Annotated in this window: 18 protein-coding genes; 8 read left to right on the top strand and 10 right to left on the bottom strand. The window is 71.3% G+C overall.

The genetic code is table 11. The features are described 5' to 3' along the window. Positions 1 to 59: 59 nt before the first annotated feature. From lon to GGQ54_RS01235, 3 genes are all read right to left on the bottom strand, one after another. Positions 60 to 2375, bottom strand: coding sequence for an endopeptidase La (gene lon / locus GGQ54_RS01225; RefSeq protein ID WP_343045815.1), 2316 nt, complete (start codon positions 2373 to 2375; stop codon positions 60 to 62). A 90-nt stretch (positions 2376 to 2465) separates the two neighbouring features. Then, the gene (locus GGQ54_RS01230) at positions 2466 to 3602 is read right to left on the bottom strand and encodes a DUF6716 putative glycosyltransferase (RefSeq protein ID WP_179443728.1); all 1137 of its coding nucleotides are present in this window, start codon (positions 3600 to 3602) and stop codon (positions 2466 to 2468) included. 43 nt (positions 3603 to 3645) lie between these two features. Continuing rightward, complete coding sequence (locus GGQ54_RS01235; RefSeq protein ID WP_179443729.1) at positions 3646 to 4881, bottom strand: acetyl-CoA C-acetyltransferase; 1236 nt, start codon at positions 4879 to 4881, stop codon at positions 3646 to 3648. A 100-nt stretch (positions 4882 to 4981) separates the two neighbouring features. On the opposite strand from GGQ54_RS01235, the gene mce reads away from it, so the two are divergent. From mce to GGQ54_RS01255, 4 genes are all read left to right on the top strand, one after another. Further along, on the top strand, positions 4982 to 5431 hold the full coding sequence (gene mce / locus GGQ54_RS01240; RefSeq protein WP_218843593.1) for a methylmalonyl-CoA epimerase: 450 nt from the start codon (positions 4982 to 4984) through the stop codon (positions 5429 to 5431). A gap of 84 nt (positions 5432 to 5515) precedes the next feature. Beyond that, the gene (locus tag GGQ54_RS01245; protein ID WP_179443731.1) at positions 5516 to 6874 is read left to right on the top strand and encodes a coiled-coil domain-containing protein; all 1359 of its coding nucleotides are present in this window, start codon (positions 5516 to 5518) and stop codon (positions 6872 to 6874) included. Between the two features lie 28 nt (positions 6875 to 6902). Further along, a complete protein-coding gene (locus tag GGQ54_RS01250) occupies positions 6903 to 8087 on the top strand; it encodes an AI-2E family transporter (protein ID WP_179443732.1) in 1185 nt (394 codons plus the stop codon). A gap of 39 nt (positions 8088 to 8126) precedes the next feature. Continuing rightward, the gene (locus GGQ54_RS01255; RefSeq protein WP_179443733.1) at positions 8127 to 8624 is read left to right on the top strand and encodes a nucleoside deaminase; all 498 of its coding nucleotides are present in this window, start codon (positions 8127 to 8129) and stop codon (positions 8622 to 8624) included. On the opposite strand, the gene GGQ54_RS01260 is transcribed toward GGQ54_RS01255, so the two are convergent. Further along, positions 8618 to 9775 (bottom strand): alpha/beta hydrolase, encoded by a 1158-nt coding sequence (locus tag GGQ54_RS01260; RefSeq protein WP_179443734.1) that lies wholly within the window; start codon positions 9773 to 9775, stop codon positions 8618 to 8620. The two genes, GGQ54_RS01255 and GGQ54_RS01260, sit on opposite strands and share 7 nt — an antisense overlap. Before the next feature lie 47 nt (positions 9776 to 9822). Between GGQ54_RS01260 and GGQ54_RS01265 the strand changes: the two genes are divergently transcribed. Beyond that, a complete protein-coding gene (locus GGQ54_RS01265; protein ID WP_179443735.1) occupies positions 9823 to 10509 on the top strand; it encodes a GyrI-like domain-containing protein in 687 nt (228 codons plus the stop codon). On the opposite strand, the gene nucS is transcribed toward GGQ54_RS01265, so the two are convergent. Beyond that, entirely contained in the window at positions 10461 to 11162 is a 702-nt protein-coding gene (nucS, locus tag GGQ54_RS01270) for an endonuclease NucS (protein ID WP_179443736.1), read from the bottom strand. The genes GGQ54_RS01265 and nucS overlap by 49 nt on opposite strands. 78 nt (positions 11163 to 11240) lie before the next feature. On the opposite strand from nucS, the gene GGQ54_RS01275 reads away from it, so the two are divergent. After that, complete coding sequence (locus GGQ54_RS01275) at positions 11241 to 11507, top strand: hypothetical protein (protein WP_218843598.1); 267 nt, start codon at positions 11241 to 11243, stop codon at positions 11505 to 11507. Beyond that, positions 11504 to 12274 carry an alpha/beta fold hydrolase gene (locus tag GGQ54_RS01280; protein WP_179443737.1) on the top strand — a complete coding sequence of 257 codons (771 nt, stop codon included), beginning with the start codon at positions 11504 to 11506 and terminating at the stop codon, positions 12272 to 12274. Before GGQ54_RS01275 ends, GGQ54_RS01280 begins: the two co-directional genes overlap by 4 nt. A gap of 2 nt (positions 12275 to 12276) precedes the next feature. Here the strand turns inward: GGQ54_RS01280 and GGQ54_RS01285 are convergent, their stop codons facing one another. Continuing rightward, complete coding sequence (locus tag GGQ54_RS01285) at positions 12277 to 12942, bottom strand: peptidylprolyl isomerase (RefSeq protein WP_343045816.1); 666 nt, start codon at positions 12940 to 12942, stop codon at positions 12277 to 12279. Positions 12943 to 13006: 64 nt separating this feature from the next. On the opposite strand from GGQ54_RS01285, the gene GGQ54_RS01290 reads away from it, so the two are divergent. Further along, a complete protein-coding gene (locus GGQ54_RS01290; RefSeq protein WP_179443739.1) occupies positions 13007 to 13618 on the top strand; it encodes a cob(I)yrinic acid a,c-diamide adenosyltransferase in 612 nt (203 codons plus the stop codon). Between the two features lie 24 nt (positions 13619 to 13642). Here the strand turns inward: GGQ54_RS01290 and GGQ54_RS01295 are convergent, their stop codons facing one another. From GGQ54_RS01295 to GGQ54_RS01310, 4 genes are all read right to left on the bottom strand, one after another. Continuing rightward, positions 13643 to 14089, bottom strand: coding sequence for a DUF2550 domain-containing protein (locus GGQ54_RS01295; RefSeq protein WP_179443740.1), 447 nt, complete (start codon positions 14087 to 14089; stop codon positions 13643 to 13645). Positions 14090 to 14217: 128 nt separating this feature from the next. Continuing rightward, complete coding sequence (locus GGQ54_RS01300) at positions 14218 to 14634, bottom strand: F0F1 ATP synthase subunit epsilon (RefSeq protein WP_179443741.1); 417 nt, start codon at positions 14632 to 14634, stop codon at positions 14218 to 14220. A 1-nt stretch (position 14635) separates the two neighbouring features. Beyond that, on the bottom strand, positions 14636 to 16096 hold the full coding sequence (gene atpD / locus GGQ54_RS01305; RefSeq protein ID WP_179443742.1) for a F0F1 ATP synthase subunit beta: 1461 nt from the start codon (positions 16094 to 16096) through the stop codon (positions 14636 to 14638). A 7-nt stretch (positions 16097 to 16103) separates the two neighbouring features. Continuing rightward, on the bottom strand, positions 16104 to 17009 hold the full coding sequence (locus GGQ54_RS01310) for a F0F1 ATP synthase subunit gamma (protein ID WP_179443743.1): 906 nt from the start codon (positions 17007 to 17009) through the stop codon (positions 16104 to 16106). Between the last annotated feature and the right edge of the window lie 22 nt (positions 17010 to 17031).

Here is a 17031-nt window from a genome sequence, read left to right on the forward strand (position 1 = left end):
CACCGACACCCACCCGGGGTGCGGTCGGACCGGGCATCCGGTGCGGGCCGGGTGGTCGGTCAGGCGGCGACGCTCGCCGCCCGATCGGCGGGTTCCAGCGCGGCCTCGACCAGGGCGGCGACATCCGTGCTCGGCACCACCGTCAGGGCCTCGAGCACCTCGGCCGGGACCTCGTCGAGATCCGGTTCGTTGCGCTGCGGCACGAAGACCGCGCTCAGGCCCGCGCGCTGGGCGGCAAGCAGCTTCTGCTTCACCCCGCCGATCGGCAGCACCCGGCCGTTCAGGGTGACCTCGCCGGTCATCCCGACATCGCCGCGGACGGGACGCCCGGTGGCCATCGAGGTCAGCGCGGTGACCATGGTGACGCCCGCGCTCGGCCCGTCCTTCGGGATCGCGCCCGCGGGCACGTGGACGTGGATCCGCCGGTCGAGCACGCTCGGATCGGCGATCCCGAGCTGCTCGGCGTGGGCACGCACGTAGGAGAGCGCGATGTGCGCGGACTCCTTCATCACCTCACCCAGTTGGCCGGTCAGCGTGAGCCCTCGCTCACCGTCGACGGCATTCGCCTCGACGAAGAGCACGTCGCCGCCGAGCCCGGTCACCGCGAGCCCCGTCGCGACGCCCGGCACCGATGTCCGCTCGTGCGCCTCCGGGGTGAATCGCGGCCGGCCGAGGAACTCGGTCAGGTTCGGCTCGTCGATGATCACCTTGCCGTCGACACCCTGCGCCAACCGGGTCGCGACCTTTCGCAATCCCTTGGCCAGCAGTCGTTCCAGTTGCCGCACGCCCGGCTCGCGGGTGTAGTTCGCCGCGATCTCCCGCAGCGCGGCGTCGGTGATCTCCACCTCGTCGGCATCCAGCGCCGCCAGCTCGCGCTGCTTCGGCAACAGGAAGTCCCGGGCGATGTTGATCTTGTCGTCCTCGGTGTAGCCGTCGATGGTGACCAGTTCCATCCGGTCCAGCAACGGGCCCGGGATGTTCTCGATCACGTTCGCGGTGGCCAGGAACAACACATCGGACAGGTCGAGATCGACCTCGAGGTAGTGATCACGGAAGGTGTGGTTCTGCGCCGGATCGAGGACCTCGAGCAGCGCCGAGGACGGGTCGCCGCGGTAGTCCGAGCCCACCTTGTCGATCTCGTCCAACAGCACGACCGGATTCATCGAACCGGCCTCGCCGATCGCCCGGACGATCCGGCCCGGCAGTGCCCCGACATAGGTACGCCGGTGCCCGCGGATCTCGGCCTCGTCGCGCACGCCGCCGAGGGCGACCCGGACGAACTTGCGGCCCAACGCGCGGGCGACGGACTCCCCCAGCGAGGTCTTGCCGACACCGGGCGGGCCGGCCAGCGCCAGCACAGCTCCCGAGCCGCGGCCGCCGACCACGTGCATCCCGCGCTCGGCGCGCCGGGAGCGGACCGCCAGGTACTCGATCATCCGGTCCTTCACATCCTCCAGCCCGTGGTGATCGGCGTCCAGCACCTGCCGCGCGGCGGCGATGTCGGTGTTGTCGGTCGTCGTGGTGTTCCACGGCAGGTCGAGGACCGTGTCCAGCCAGGTCCGGATCCAGCCAGCCTCCGGGGTGGAGTCGGAGCTGCGTTCGAGCTTGCCGACCTCGCGCAGGGCGGCCTCGCGCACCTGCTCGGGCAGGTCGGCCGCCTCCACCCGCGAGCGGTAGTCGTCGGCGCCGTCTGGCTCGTCCTCGCCCAGTTCCTTGCGGATCGCGTTCAGTTGCTGGCGCAGCAGGAACTCGCGCTGGGACTTCTCCATCCCCTCGCGCACATCGCCGGCGATCTTGTCGTTGACCTCGGTCTCGGCGATGTGGTCGCGGGTCCACTCGGTCAGCAGCCGCAACCGCTCGGCGACCTCCGGGGTCTCCAGCAGTTCGCGCTTGCGGTCATCGGACAGCCAACTGGCATAGCCGGCGAGGTCGGCAAGCTGATCGGGATCGGTGATCTTCTGCACGTTGTCGATCACCTGCCAGGCGTCGCGGCGCTGCAGGGTGGCGATGACCAGCGACTTGTACTCCTTGGCCAGCTCGCGAACGCCGTCATCGACGGTGCCGGTGTCGACGTCGTCGGTCTCGACCCACAACGCAGTGCCGGGACCGGCGACGCCGGAGCTGATCTTCACCCGACGCCCGGCGCGCAGCACGGCGGCAGGCTCGCCGCTGGCGAGACGGCCCTCCTGGACGATCTCGGCGATCACGCCGTAGCTCGCGTACCGATCGGACAGGCGAGGGGCGACGACCAGCCGGCCGTCGCTGCTGGCCCGCGCCGTGTCGACCGCGGACCGGGATGACTCGTCGAGCTCGATCGGCACCACCATGCCGGGCAGTACCACCAACTCGCCGAGGAAGAGAATGGGAAGTTGCACGTCGTCCTCCAGGAATTGAGTGTCACCGACTCAACCTCCGGGCTCGGGCGATTCTTCCCCTGATCGCCCACAGCGAACACCGCCGGAGATTCAGTTCGCCGGGCGCCGGCCGCGCGCGGCATCGGCGTACCTGCTGATGCCCGGCAGCCGCAGCCGCAGCTGCCGCGCCACCCGGGCCCGCGGGGCCACCTGTCCCGGCGTCGCCGCCCCCAGCGCCCCGGAATTGCGGCGCGCCACGAGCCCGTCGAGCCGGGCCAGCCAGTCGGCCTCGGCCGCCGGCTGGAAGTAGTTCGCGAGCAGCCAGTCCCGCACCGGCGACCGGAATCTTGCCTCCCGCAGGTCCCCGAGGCCGCCGAACAGGCCCGAGTCCTCGAACACCTCGTTGCCGAGCGCCGGGCCGATCCCGAAGTCGTCGAGGGCCAGCACCGGTATGCCCCGCGCGAGAGCCTGCAGGGCCACCGTCCCCGAGATCGTGGCGCAACCCGCGGCATGGTCGAGCGTCTCCGCCGCCCCACCGTGGCGGAACTCGATCCGCGGATGCGGCTCCAGGTCGGCATAGGCCGCCGGTGCGCCCGAGCCGCGCCGCCGTCCGGGGATCCCGGCCTGGATCACCGGCATGTACTCCGGCGGCACCGCGGCCAGCGCATCCAGGATCGCTCGGCGCTGCCGTGCCGTCGCGGGGACCGCGTCCTGCGCCGCGAACACGACCAGTGCCTGGCGCCCGCGCCGGACCTCGGCCCCGGCCAGCGCAGGCAGCGTGGCGAGCCCGATCTGGGTCGCCTGGTCGGCGAACTCGGTGTCGTCCACCAGCAACCGTCGGTACGCCGCCCGCTCCGTCCGGCTGTGCACGATCAGCAGGTCGATCCCGGCCATCGCGCGCAGCTTCGTCGGGCCGACCGGGTACGCGATGCCCGGCGCGCCCGCGATCAGCACCGGCCGCGCGGGACCGCGCAGGGCCGGATAGTCCAGCAGGGCGCCGACGACGCCGCTGCTGCAGGCCAGCAGCACGGCGTCCGGCTCCAGTTCCCCGACCAGCGCCAACAGCCGGTGGGCGCCGACCACGGGCACCACGCGGCCCGCTGCCGACCGGATCTGTGCCCTGGTCGGCGGATCCGGACCGCGCAGCACGACCGAATAGTGATCGATCCGGTCCCGGGCGCCGCCCAGCAGACCCTCCCCCCACTCGAGGTTCGGGTCCGAATCCGCGACGGCGAGGACCCTGATCACACGGTCAGCCTAATCCGCCGGGCGGTCGCGGCGGCGGCGTTCGTCAGTCACCCACGGCGTGCAGGATCAGGGCATCGCCCTGTCCGCCACCGCCACACAGCGCCGCGGCGCCCGCCCCGGAACCCCGGCGATCGAGTTCGGTGGCGAGCGTGAGCACCAGGCGCGCGCCCGAGGCGCCGACCGGATGGCCGAGGGCGATCGCGCCGCCGTGGATGTTGATCTTGTCGTCGATGGCCTGCTCGTCCAGCCCGAGCGACCGGGCACTGGCCACCCCGACGGCGGCAAAGGCCTCGTTGATCTCGATCACGTCGAGGTCGGCGACGTCGATGCCGTCCCGTTCGGCCGCCCGCCGGATCGCGTTCGCCGGCTGCAACTGCAGCGAGGAGTCCGGTCCCGCGACCTGGCCGTACCCGCCGATCCGTGCGATCGGGGTCAGACCGAGCCGCCGGGCCGCCTCGGGGCTGGCGACGATCACCGCGGCCGCGCCGTCGGAGATCGGGCTGGACGAGCCGGCGGTGATGGTCCCGTCCGGGGCGAACGCGGGGCGGAGCTTGCCCAGGCCCTCCGCGGTCGCGTCGCCGCGTACCCCTTCGTCGGCGGCGATCACCACGGGATCGCCCTTGCGCTGCGGGATGCGTACCTCGACGATCTCCTCGGCCAGCACGCCCGCGCTCGCGGCCGCACGCTGGTGGGACCGGGCGGCGAACGCATCGCCGTCGGCGCGGCTGACCTCGACGTCACCCTTGTTGTACTGCTCGGTCAGCGCGCCCATCGACTGGTCGGTGTAGACATCGGTCAGCGCGTCCAGGGCCATGTGATCGGCCGCGGTCACCTCGCCGTACTTGTATCCGGCCCGCGATCCCGTGAGCAGATGTGGTGCCGCGGTCATCGACTCCATCCCGCCGGCGACGACCACCTCGGCCTCGCCGGCCCGGATCAACTGGTCGGCCATCGCCACCGCAGTGAGCCCCGACAGACACACCTTGTTGATCGTCATCGCCGGGACGTCCATCGCGATGCCGGCCTTCACCGCCGCCTGTCGGGCGGGCAACTGACCTGCCCCGGCGGGCAGCACCTGTCCCATGATCACGTAGTCGATCTCGCCGGGATCCACGCCGGAGCGTTCGAGCGCGCCGGCAATCGCCAGACCGCCGAGGTCGGTCGCCGACAGACTCGCCAGGCCGCCGAGCAGCTTGCCGAACGGGGTACGCGCCCCGCCCACGATGTAGGACCCGCCGCCCCGGCGGTCATCTCGCGCCTGTGTGCCCTGCGAAGCCATTCCCGGCACCTCCCTGTCCCGAACGCCGCCCGTCGCGGCGGCCGATGTCGGGCCCACCCTACCCGCGCGACGGCGCCCCGGGCGCGGCATGCTTGGCCGCATGAATGAGCTGTTCGAGGGGGATGAGCTGTTCGAGGGGATCGACCATGTCGGGTACGCCGTCCCCGACCTCGCCGAGGCGGTGCGCTTCCACACCGAGGTGCTGGGCTGGCGCGAGGTGCACCGCGAGACCAACGAGGAGCAGGGCGTGGCCGAGGCCATGCTCGCCGCGGGCGACGGCTCCGGCGCCCAGGTGCAGTTGCTCGCCCCGCTCCGGCCGGATTCTGCGATCGGTCGGTTCCTCGATCGTTCGGGTCCCGGCATCCAGCAGGTCGCCTACCGGGTCCGCGACGTCGCCGCGGTCTCGCAGACGTTGCGCGAGCGCGGCCTGCGCCTGCTCTACGACGAACCGCGGCGCGGCACGGGCGGCTCCCGGATCAACTTCGTGCACCCCAAGGACACCGCAGGAATCTTGCTCGAGCTCGTCGAGCCGGCTCCGACCAGCGGCTGAGGGCTCGTTGCCACCGGGCACGCTAGCGTGGTACCAGGCGCCGTTCACCGAGCCTCGCACGACTCAGCTACCAGGAGCACCACCGTGACCGAGATGACCGGACTCAATCTTTTCGATGACAAGGCCAGCGCGGCCGGCAACTTCCCCACCTCACTGCGGGGATATGACCGCAACGCGGTCGATGAGTACGTGCTCTCCCTGGAGGAACGCCTGGCCCAGGCCCGCGACTACATCCGCGACCTCGAACAGCAGAATGCGGACCTGAGCGCCGCGGAGCCGACGCAACCGATCGTGCCGGCCGAGGGCGACTTCGAGCATCTGGGCAATCACGCCACGGAGATCCTGCGCGTTGCCCAGGTACAGGCCCGCGAGCTGACCGACCGGGCCGCGCTGGAAGCCGAGCGGATCAAGGAGGAGGCGCGGCGCGCGGGCGATGAGCTGCGCACGGCCGGCGCGCGCGAGGCCGAGGACACCAAGGCCGCGGCGCTGGGCGACCTGCGACAACTGCGCGACAACCTCGACCGGCAGGCCACCCAGCACGTCGAGATGGCCCAGGCCGAGGCGGCCAATGTCGTGCAGGCGGCCGAGCGGCGCGCCCAGACGATCGTCGCCGAGGCCGAGCGCCAGGCCGCCGCCCGGGTCGAGCAGGCCCGGCTGAGCGCCGAGCAGACCCTGGAGGGCGCCAAGCGCCAGGCCGCGGAGGCGACCGCCGAGGCCGCCCGCAAGCGCGAGGAGATGCTCGGGTCCGTGCGTAGCGAGCACGAGAAGGTCAGCACGGAGACCACCAAGCTGCTGGCCGAGGCCAAGCAGCAGCACGCGGAGTCCAACGATGTCCTCGCCAAGCAGGCGGCCGAGGCCAACCGCATCCGCGGCGAGGCGATCAAGGAGGCCGAGCGGGTCAAGGTGCTCGCGGCGCGCGAGACCGAGGAGCAGATCGCCAATGCCCGCAAGCAGGCCGAGGCGATGACCAGGCGCGCCGAGGAGCAGTTCGCCTGGCGCAAGGAGCAGTTGGCCCGCGAGACCGCCATGCTGAACCAGCGCAAGCAGTCGATCCTGGCCCAGCTCACCAGCCTGTCGGCCCTGGCCACCCAGACCGCGGAGGAGTTCCCCGACATGACCGTCGGCGACTTCGGTGCCGAGCTGGAGAGCAAGTCGGCGACGCTGGCCGCCGAGCCCCCGGCCGCGCAGCCGAAGACCAAGCCCGCCGGGAACAAGCCCGCCGCCGAGCCGGCCAGGAACAAGCCCGCGGCCCAGGCGACCCGCTCGCCGCAGCAGCCCGCCGCCGGGCCGGCCGGGAACAAGCCCGCCGCGCCGGCCGATCCCACCGAGCCGGCCAATCCCACCGAGCCGGCCGAGGACGACGAGCCGACCGCGACCGAGGTCAGCACCCGCAAGCTGACCCCGGGCGAGGACACGCCCGGAAAGGCCGCCACCAAGCAGTGAACCCCACCCGAGCAGGGAGCGACAGCCGGTGAGCGCCGACCCCGCCCGCCGCGGATTGTTGGGACGACTGCGCGGCCTGACGACCAACCAACCCACTGACCCGCCGGCAGGCGAGGGCGTACCCGGCGATACCGACCCGGGCGAGGCTCCGCCGCCGGCACCATCGGGGCCGATCCGCAGCGGGCTCGCGCAGATGTCGCCGTTCGCGGTCGGCTTTCTCGGCACGCTCGGTGTGCTGGCCGCGCTCGGCGTCGGCCTGATGGTCATCCGGCTCCAGTCGGTGATCATGCTCGTGGTGTTGTCGCTGTTCATCGCGCTCGGCCTGAACCCGTTGGTGGAGTTCCTGACCCGGCGCGGGTTGCGGCGCGGTATCGGTGTGCTCGGCGTCGCGGTGATCGGGCTCGGGCTGGTGGCACTCGCGCTGTGGGCGATCATCCCGATCGTGATCGACCAGGTGAATTCGCTGTCGGCGGCGATGCCCGCCGTCCTCGATCGGTTGCTCACCAATCCGCGAATCGCGGCACTCGACCACGACTACCAGATCAGCCAGCGGCTCTCGGACTTCATCGGGTCCGGACAGTGGGCCAACCAGGCCTTCGGTGGTCTCCTCGGGGCCGGCGTGGCCGTCGCCAACACGGTCTTCTCGCTGGTGGTGACGATCGTGCTGACCCTGTACTTCCTGATCTCGCTGCCGAGCATCAAGCGCGCCATCTACCAACTCGCGCCGGCGTCGCGGCGGCCACGGGCTCGCTACCTGGCCGACAAGATGATGCGCCAGGTCGGCGGCTACCTCACCGGGATGTTCTTCGTGTCGCTGTGCGCGGCGACCTGCGCCTTCATCTTCCTCAACATCGCCGGGATCGGCCGGTACGCCCTGGCGCTGGCGATCGTGGTGGCGCTGTTCGCCTTCATCCCGCTCGTCGGCTCGACGATCTCGCTGACCATCGTCGCGCTGATCGGCTTCTCCCTCAGCATCCCGCAGGGGGTCGCCTGCGTGATCTACGGGCTCGTCTACCAGCAGTTCGACGCCTATGTGATCCAGCCCCGCGTGTTCCAGCGCTCGGTCGACGTGCCGGGCGTCATTGTCGTGATCGCCGCGATCTCCGGCGGAATCCTCTATGGCGTCGTCGGCGCGATCCTCGCCATCCCGGTGGCCGCGGTGTTGCTGTTGCTCTACCGCGAGGTGCTCGTCCCGCGACTCGACCGGAGCTGAGCCGGCGCGTCGCCCGACCGGGCGCGGGAGAATGCCCCCATGCCGATCACGCCCGACGACCTGGACCACCTGCGCCGCTGCGTCGAACTGGCTCGCCAGGCCCTGGCCGACGGGGACGAGCCGTTCGGCTCGATCCTCGTCGCGGCCTCGGGCGAAACTCTCTTCGCCGACCGCAACCGGGTCCGGGGCGGCGATGCCACCCGGCACCCGGAGTTCGCGATCGCCCGCTGGGCGGCAGAGCACCTGACCCCGGCCGAGCGTGCCGGCGCCACCGTCTACACCTCCGGTGAACACTGCCCGATGTGCGCGGCTGGTCACGGCTGGGTCGGGCTGGGGCGGATCGTGTACGCCGCGTCGTCGGCACAGCTCGCGGGCTGGCTCGACGCGTGGGGCGTGCCGCCCGGCCCGGTGGCCGCCCTGCCGATCCTCGACGTGGTGCCGGGAGCCGTCGTCGACGGGCCGGCGCCGGAACTGGTGGACGAGCTCGAGGCGTTGCACCGCGCGCGGTTCCCCGATCGAGGCACCTCGGCTCAGTAGGGCACGGGGAACCACTGCTGGAGCCAGCGCATGATCGCCCGCTCGGTCAGCGCCTCCCCCAGCGTCGCCGGGCGGTCGAAGGCGTGCCCACCGAAGGGATAGCTCACATAGCGGACCTCGTTGCGGGCGCGGCGTACCTGCTCGGCGAAGGCCGAACTGACGGCCGGGTCGACCAGCCGGTCGGCGTCGCCCTGCACGATCAGGGTCCGGGGCAGCCCGCGCCGGATCTTCGTGCTCGGCGAGGCGTAGGCGTAGGCCTCGGCTGCCTCGTCGGGCCCGCCACCGAGAAAGTCGCGATAACGGAACTCGCCGCTGGGGCTCGGCCGGGTGAGGTCGACCGGCGGCGAGACGGCGAGGACGGCGGCCGGCGGCTTCGGTCGATCGCCGCAGCTCGATGTCACCCCGCCCTCGTCCTCAGGAAGGCCCAGCCCGTAGGCGACGTTCAGGGCGAGGGTCCCGCCGGCCGATGCACCGCCGAGCACGATCTTGTCGGGGTCGATCCCGAACTCCTTGCCGCGCCCGCGCAGCCAACCCAGCGCGCAGGCGACATCGCCGTTGGCATCGCGCCAGCGCGGCGGCGGGGACAGCCGGTAGTCGATCGAGATCGCCGGGTAGCCGGCATCGGCGATCCGGCGCAGCCGCCGCGCATCGTCGCCGAAACCGCCGCCGACGAATCTTCCGCCATGCACCCAGAGCACCGCCGCACCGGGATCCAGCGCCTCGCGCGGCGGGAGCCAGATGCCGGCCCGCAGTTCGGTGCCGTCCGGCGTCGCGTAGACCTCGACGCGGTCGGGTTCGGCGGGCGGTCCCGTCTCGATGCCGAGGGCATTCGCCGGCCCGATCGCCGAGCCCTCGCTGAGCGCCAGCACCACCTGCGGTGTGACCACGACCAGCCCGGCCAGCAGCGACACCGTCGCCAGCGCGGCGACGAACCAGCCGAGCACGGTGCGGCCGAAGCGGCGACCGAGCAGACCGATGCCCAGCACCGCCGCCGAGATCGGCAGGACCCACGGCCCGTAGCTGCCGAACACCAGCACCCCGGCACCGGCCAGCGGCCCGATCGACCACCAGCCCGCGGCCGCCAGTGCCACCAGCGCCAACCCGACGACACCGGCGAGCCCGAGCAGTGCGAGGAACGCTGCACGCTTCATGGGCCAACACCCTATTGGTCGACCCTGCGATCTGTGAGGATTCGCCCATGCCAGCGAATGCGGACGCCACGGCGGGCAAGATCGACTTCAAGCGCGAACTCGCCTGCTACAGCGCGCCGCGCGGGCGCTTCGAGTTGATCACGGTGCCGCCGTTGCGCTACCTGATGATCGACGGACACGGCGATCCGAACACGGCGAGCAGCTATGCCGATGCGCTGGCCACGCTGTACCCCGTGGCGTACCGATTGAAGTTCGCCAGCCGCTCCGAGCTCGGCCGCGACTACACGGTTCCGCCGCTGGAGGCGCTGTGGTGGGCCGACGACATGGCCGCGTTCACCGCCGCCCGCGACAAATCGCGCTGGGACTGGACGGCGATGATCATGATCCCCGACTGGCTCGATGCGGCGGCGGTCGCCGAGGCCCGCGAGACGGTACGCCGCAAGGCTGGCGCCCCGGCGATCGACGCGCTGCGGGCCGAAACCCTGGCCGAGGATCTGGTGGTGCAGACGCTGCACATCGGCCCCTACGACGCCGAGGGCCCCGTGCTGGCCGCGTTGCACGACGAGTTCCTGCCGGCCAACGGGCTCGGACTGACCGGTCGGCACCACGAGATCTACCTCGGCGACCCGCGCCGGTCGGCGCCGGAGAGACTGCGGACGATCCTGCGCCAGCCGGTGGTCCGGACTCAGAACAGCCGCGAATCCGGATCGTCCAGACCGCGCAGCGCGTCGTAGTCCACCGTCACGCAGGCGATGCCGCGATCCGTCGCGAGCACCCGGGCCTGCGGCTTGATCGCCTGCGCGGCGAAGACCCCGCGTACCTTCCCCAACAGCGGATCCCGGTTCAGCAGCTCCAGGTAACGGGTGAGCTGTTCCACCCCGTCGATCTCGCCGCGGCGCTTCACCTCGACCGCGATGTGCGTGCCATCGGCGTCGCGACACAACAGGTCGACCGGCCCGATCGCCGTCGGGAACTCGCGGCGGACCAGCGCCCAGCCCCGCCCCAGGGTCTCGGGATTGGCCGCCAGCAACTCCTGCAGATGGGCCTCCACGCCGTCCTTGCGCAGCCCCGGATCGACCCCGAGCTCGTGGGAGGAGTCGTGATGCACCCGGGCGATCGAGATCTGCAGCAGCTCGCCGTCCTTACCGCGGACCTGCCAGCGGGCCTCCAGCGCCACCCCGGGCGCCGCCTCGTCCGATTCGGGTGACTCGTCGATGGTCAGGGTGCACGGCGGGCTCATCCAGTTCAGCGGCTTGTAGGCCCGGTCGTCGGCGTGGATCGAGACCGACCCGTCGGCCTTGATCAGGATCAGCCGGGTCGCCATCGGCAGGTGGGCGGTCAGCCGGCCCGCGTAGTCGACGGAGCAGTCAGCAACAACCAGGCGCACGGCATCGGAGCGTAGCTGACAGACTGACGAGGTGAGCGAATCGGTGTCTGCGAACCCGCCCGCCGGGCGATGCTGATCATGGCCCGCCGCCCCAGCAAGCATCTGCGCCCGGCCCGGCCGCTGTCCGCGGGCCTCGCGGCAGACGCGTCCGCGCCGGCCGGCTGGGTCGTCCGCCGGGTGAGCGGCGCCGGAGCGCTGAAGGAGTACCGCTGCCCCGGCTGCCAGCGGCCGATCGCGGCGGGTACGCCGCACCTGGTGGCCTGGCGCAGCGCCGACGGAGCCGCCGAGCGCCGGCACTGGCACCATCCGTGCTGGCTGCGCTTCGGCCCGGAGGGCGGGCGATGAGCCTGGCGACCACCACGGTCGGTGCCGGAGAACCCGACGTCGCGTTCGCCCACGGGCTGTTCGGCCAGGGCAAGAACTGGACGCAGATCGCGAAGGCCCTCACCCCCGGGCACACCTCGCTGCTGGTCGACATGCCGGACCACGGGCGCTCGCCGTGGACCGAGCGGGTCGACTACCCCGGCTATGCCGATCTGGTCGCCGAGACGTTGGCCCCGCACGCCCCCCTCGATCTGGTCGGGCACTCGATGGGCGGCAAGATCGCGATGCAGGTCGCGCTGCGCCGGCCGGAGCTGGTGCGCCGGCTCGTCGTCGTCGACATCGCACCCGCCGACTATCGCGGGCTGAGCGCGTTCGGCGACTACGTGGCGGCGATGCGGGCGATCGACCTGGCCACCCTGCCCGGCCGGGAGGCCGCTGACGAGGCGCTGCGCGACGGCGTACCCGACCCGGTCGTGCGCGGCTTCCTGCTGCAGAACCTGCGCCGGGCGTCCGCGCCGGAGAACTGGCGCTGGCAGATGAACCTGGGCCTGCTCGGCGACCAGCTCGACCGGCTCGGCGAGTGGCCCGCGACCGATGCCACCTTCGACGGGCCGGTGCTCTGGGTCGCCGGCGCCGAATCCGACTACGTGCGCCCCGAGCACCGCGAGGCGATGCGCGCGCTGTTCCCGCGCGTGCGCAGCGTGCGGGTGAAGGGCGCCGGGCACTGGGTGCACTCCGAACAGCCCGACGCGTTCGTCCGTACGCTGCGCGCCTTCCTCGACGCCTGAGGTCAGCCGGGCGCCACCGTGAGCAGCTCGGCGGCATTGTTCGGCCGCCCGCCGCCGGACGGCGAGGACCCGTCCTGGCCCTCCGCCGCGATCCGGTTGACGACCTCCAGGCCGGCCTCGTCCATCGTCGCGAAGACGGTGTAGTCGGCCCGCAGGGGCGTGTCGGCATAGACGAGGAAGAACTGCGAGCCGTTGGTGTTCGCTCCCACGTTCGCCATCGCGATCGTGCCCGGCGGGTACTGCTCGGACCCGGTCAGTTCGTCGTCGAAGACGTAGCCCGGTCCCCCGGTGCCGGAGCCGGTCGGGTCGCCGCACTGCAGCACGAAGATCCCCGTGTCGACCAGCCGGTGGCAGGTGGTGCCGTCGAAATAGCCCTGGGTGGCAAGCGAGGCGAATGAGTTCGCCGTACACGGCGTGCCGGTCACGTCGAGCGTGATCGGGATCTCGCCCTCGTTGGTGGTGATCACCCAGTCGGGCCGGACGGATCCGGGCGCGACCTCGGCCGGCGGCGGGTCGGCCGGGCGCGCGGGCGTACCGTCCGGGCGATAGACGCACGACACCGTGCCGGGCGCCGGGCCGTCCGCCCCGTCCGGCGCCGGCGGCGCACACCCGGCGACGGCGGCGGCCAGGAGCAGGGCGGCAGGCACGGCGAGTGCACGAGATGTCACCCGCGTACCGTGCCATATCGGACTCGGCGCCCGGGTTAGGCTCGACCTGACAGAGGAGAGACGCATGGTCGTGCTGAGCCGCATCTACACCCGCACCGGCGATGCCGGGACCACCCGCCTGTCGGATCTGTCCGAGGTGGCCAAGACCGATCCCCGGGTCGCGGCCTACGGCGATGTCGACGAGGCGAATGCCGCAATCGGCGTCGCGCTCGCCCAGGGCTCGGTGCCCGACGAGATCGCCGAGGTGCTCGGCGTGGTGCAGAACGAGCTGTTCGACCTCGGCGCGGACCTGTCCACGCCGCTCGCCGTCGATCCCGAGCATCCGCCGCTGCGGATCGAGCAGTCGTCGATCGACCGCCTGGAACGCTGGTGTGATCGCCATGCCGAGGGTCTGCCGACGTTGCGCTCGTTCATCCTGCCCGGCGGCTGCCCGGTGGGAGCACAGTTGCATGTCGCCCGCACGGTGGTACGTCGGGCCGAGCGCTCGGCCTGGGCCGCCGTGGCCGAGTTGGGGACCGAGCCGGGGAGCGAGCGCGGGTCCGGCGGCGTGAATCCGCTCGCGGTGACCTACCTGAACCGGCTGTCGGACCTGTTGTTCGTCCTGGTCCGGGTGGTCAACGGCACCGACCACGAGGTGCTGTGGCGGCCCGGCACCGACCGCGATCCCCCGGCCTGACCGGGTGACCGGGGGCGATCGGCCTCAGGTGCCGCGCTGGCGCAGACCGGGCGGGGCGGCCTCCAGCCAGCTCATCAGGCCGGTCACCGATTCGGCCGCCATGGCCAGGTCGACGGGGCCGACGGTCGGCGGCTCGACCGGATCCAGCCGCAGGATCCGCTGCCCGTCGTAGAGCATCGTCTTCTCCTCGGCATCGGGATCGCGCACCGCGATCACCGAGGTACGCCCGCGCCGGAACACCACCTGCGGGGCAAAAGAAAAAGAGAAGACCCGGAACCATTCCAGATCTTCTCCGCTGTAGCGCGCCACCCCGAGGGCCCAGTTGTCCCGTCCGGGACGGAGCTTCACGCTGCACTCGAACAGGCCGCCATGTCGGGCCAACCAGCGCCGGCGGAAGATCAACACCACCAACGGCACGGTGATCAGCAGCGCGATGAGGATCAGCGCCACCTCGACCACCGGCAACAGCATGGCGGAAACTTACCGGGCTCTCAGCATCGCGCCAAAACCGGGCGGTAACGATTCGGGCACGCCGGTGGCAATGCGAACGCCCGCCGCCCCGGATCGGACCGGGACGACGGGCGGTACGCCGGGTCGGGTCAGCTCGCCTTGCGGGCGGCGCGGACCTGCGCCTCGGCGCGCTGCATCTCGCGGCGCGCGTCCTCGTCGTCGTCGCCGGTGGTCTCCAGCCGCGAGGTCGCCGCCGCCAGCCGCTTCTCGGCATCGGCCAGCGAGATCTCCTCGGCCAGGGTGGCGTACTCGCTCAGGATCGACACCCGACCGGCAGCCACGGAGACGAATCCGCCGTCGACGGCGACGATCTCACGCCCCCCGGCGGTGGTGACGATCTCGACGCCGTTCGGCACCATCACCGACAGCATCGGGGCGTGGCCGGCCATGATACCGACATCGCCCTCGACGGTACGCGCGACGACCATCGTCGCCTCGCCCGACCAGACGACCCGGTCGGCCGAGACCACCTCGACGTGCAACTCGTTGGCGGCCTGCTCGGCCATCTCAGTTGGCCTTCTCGAGCTCGGCGGCCTGCTTCTCCACGTCGTCCATGTTGCCGGTGTTGAAGAAGGCCTGCTCGGGCAGGTTGTCGACCTTGCCGTCACAGATCATCTTGAACGACTCGACGGTCTCGGCCACCGGCACTGTCGAACCCGGCACATTGGTGAACTTCTCCGCCATGTAGGTGTTCTGCGACAAGAACTGCTGGATCCGCCGGGCGCGGGCGACGATGATCTTGTCCTCCTCGGACAGCTCGTCGACACCCAGGATCGCGATGATGTCCTGCAGCTCCTTGTTGCGCTGCAGAATCCCCTTCACCTCGGTGGCCACGTCGTAGTGCTGCTGGCCGATGTACTGCGCATCGAGGATGCGCGAGGTCGAGGTCAACGGGTCCACGGCCGGGTAGAGGCCGCGGGAGGCGATCTCGCGGGACAGCTCGGTGGTGGCGTCGAGGTGGGCGAACGTGGTCGCCGGCGCCGGGTCGGTGTAGTCGTCGGCGGGCACGTAGATCGCCTGCATCGAGGTGATCGAGTGACCGCGGGTCGACGTGATCCGCTCCTGCAACTGGCCCATCTCGTCGGCCAGGTTCGGCTGGTAACCCACCGCGGACGGCATCCGGCCGAGCAGCGTGGAGACCTCCGAGCCGGCCTGGGTGAACCGGAAGATGTTGTCGATGAACAACAACACGTCCTGGTTCTGCACGTCACGGAAGTACTCGGCCATGGTCAGCGCGGTCAGCGCGACGCGCAGCCGGGTGCCCGGCGGCTCGTCCATCTGGCCGAAGACGAGGGCGGTGTCGCCGAGGACGCCCGCCTCCTCCATCTCGGTGATCAGGTCGTTGCCCTCGCGGGTCCGCTCCCCCACCCCGGCGAACACCGAAGTGCCACCGAAGTTGTGGGCGATGCGGTAGATCATCTCCTGGATCAGCACGGTCTTGCCGACGCCGGCGCCGCCGAACAGGCCGATCTTGCCGCCCTGGACGTACGGGGTGAGCAGGTCCAGCACCTTGATGCCGGTCTCCAGCATCTCGGTCTTGGACTCCAGCTCGTCGAACTTGGGCGCGGGGCGGTGGATCGGCCAGCGCTCGTCGATCTTCAGCTCGGACTGCTCGATGTTCAGCGCCTCGCCGGTGACATTCCAGACCACGCCCTTGGACACCTCGCCGACGGGAACCGTGATCGGCGCGCCGGTGTCGGTGACCTTGGCCCCGCGCTGCATGCCATCGGTCGGCTTCAGGGCGATCGCGCGCACCATGTTGTCGCCGATGTGCAGCTCGACCTCCATGGTCATCGTGCGCTTCTCACCCATCACGTCGGTCTCGACGGTCAGAGCGTTGTAGATGTCGGGCATCTGGTCGGCGGGGAACTCGACGTCCACCACCGGGCCGATCACCCGGGCCACGCGGCCCACGCCGGGCTCGCGCTGGTCGGTCGCCTGCTGGTCAGGGGTCGTTGTCGCGGTCATGCTCGCCTCACTCGCTGGTCGCGTCGGCGAGCGCGCTCGCGCCACCGACAATCTCGCTGATTTCCTGGGTAATGGACGCCTGCCGGGCCTGGTTGGCCTGGCGCGTCAGGCTCTCGATGAGCTGCTCGGCATTGTCCGTGGCCGCCTTCATCGCGCGCTGCCGCGCCGCCAGCTCCGAGGCCGAGGACTGCAGCAGGCAGTAGAAGATCCGGCTGGAGACATACAGCGGGAGCATCTCGTCCAGCACGGTCTCGGCATCGGGCTCGAACTCGTACAGCGGCAGGGCCTCGTCCTCGGCGGGCGGTGCCTCACCCTCGACGACCTCGAGCGGCAGCAGCCGGATCACCTCGGGGCGCTGGGTCAGCATCGACACGAACCGGGTGTAGACGACGTGGATCTCGCCCACCCCGCCCTCCTCGGTCGGCGTCAGGAACGCCTCGAGCAGCGCATCGGAGATCTCCCGGGCGTTGGCATAGGTCGGCGAATCGGAGAAGCCGTCCCACGCCGCCTCCAGCGGGCGCCGGCGGAAGTTGTAGAAGGCCTGCCCCTTGCGCCCGGTGATGAAGGTGACGACCTCCTTGCCCTCGCGGTGCAGCTTCTCGTTCAACTGCTCGCCGGCCTTGATCACGCTCGAGGAGTACGCCCCGGCCTGGCCGCGGTCGGAGGTGATCAACAACACGCCGGCCCGCTTCGGCGCCTCCGGCTCGGTGGTCAGCGGATGGTCCACATTGGAGAAGGTGGCCAGCGCCGACACCGCGCGCGTCAGCTCCCGGGCGTACGGTGCCGCCGCCCGGGCCTGCTGCTGTGCCTTGATGATCCGCGAGGCCGCGATCAGCTCCATCGCGCGGGTGATCTTCTTGATGTTGCTCACCGACGCGCGCCGGCTCCGCAACTCGCGCAAACTAGCTGGCATATCTGAGCTCCGCTCCGGGGCT

The sequence above is a fragment of the Naumannella cuiyingiana genome, from assembly GCF_013408305.1.
GTDB classification, from domain to species: domain Bacteria; phylum Actinomycetota; class Actinomycetes; order Propionibacteriales; family Propionibacteriaceae; genus Naumannella; species Naumannella cuiyingiana.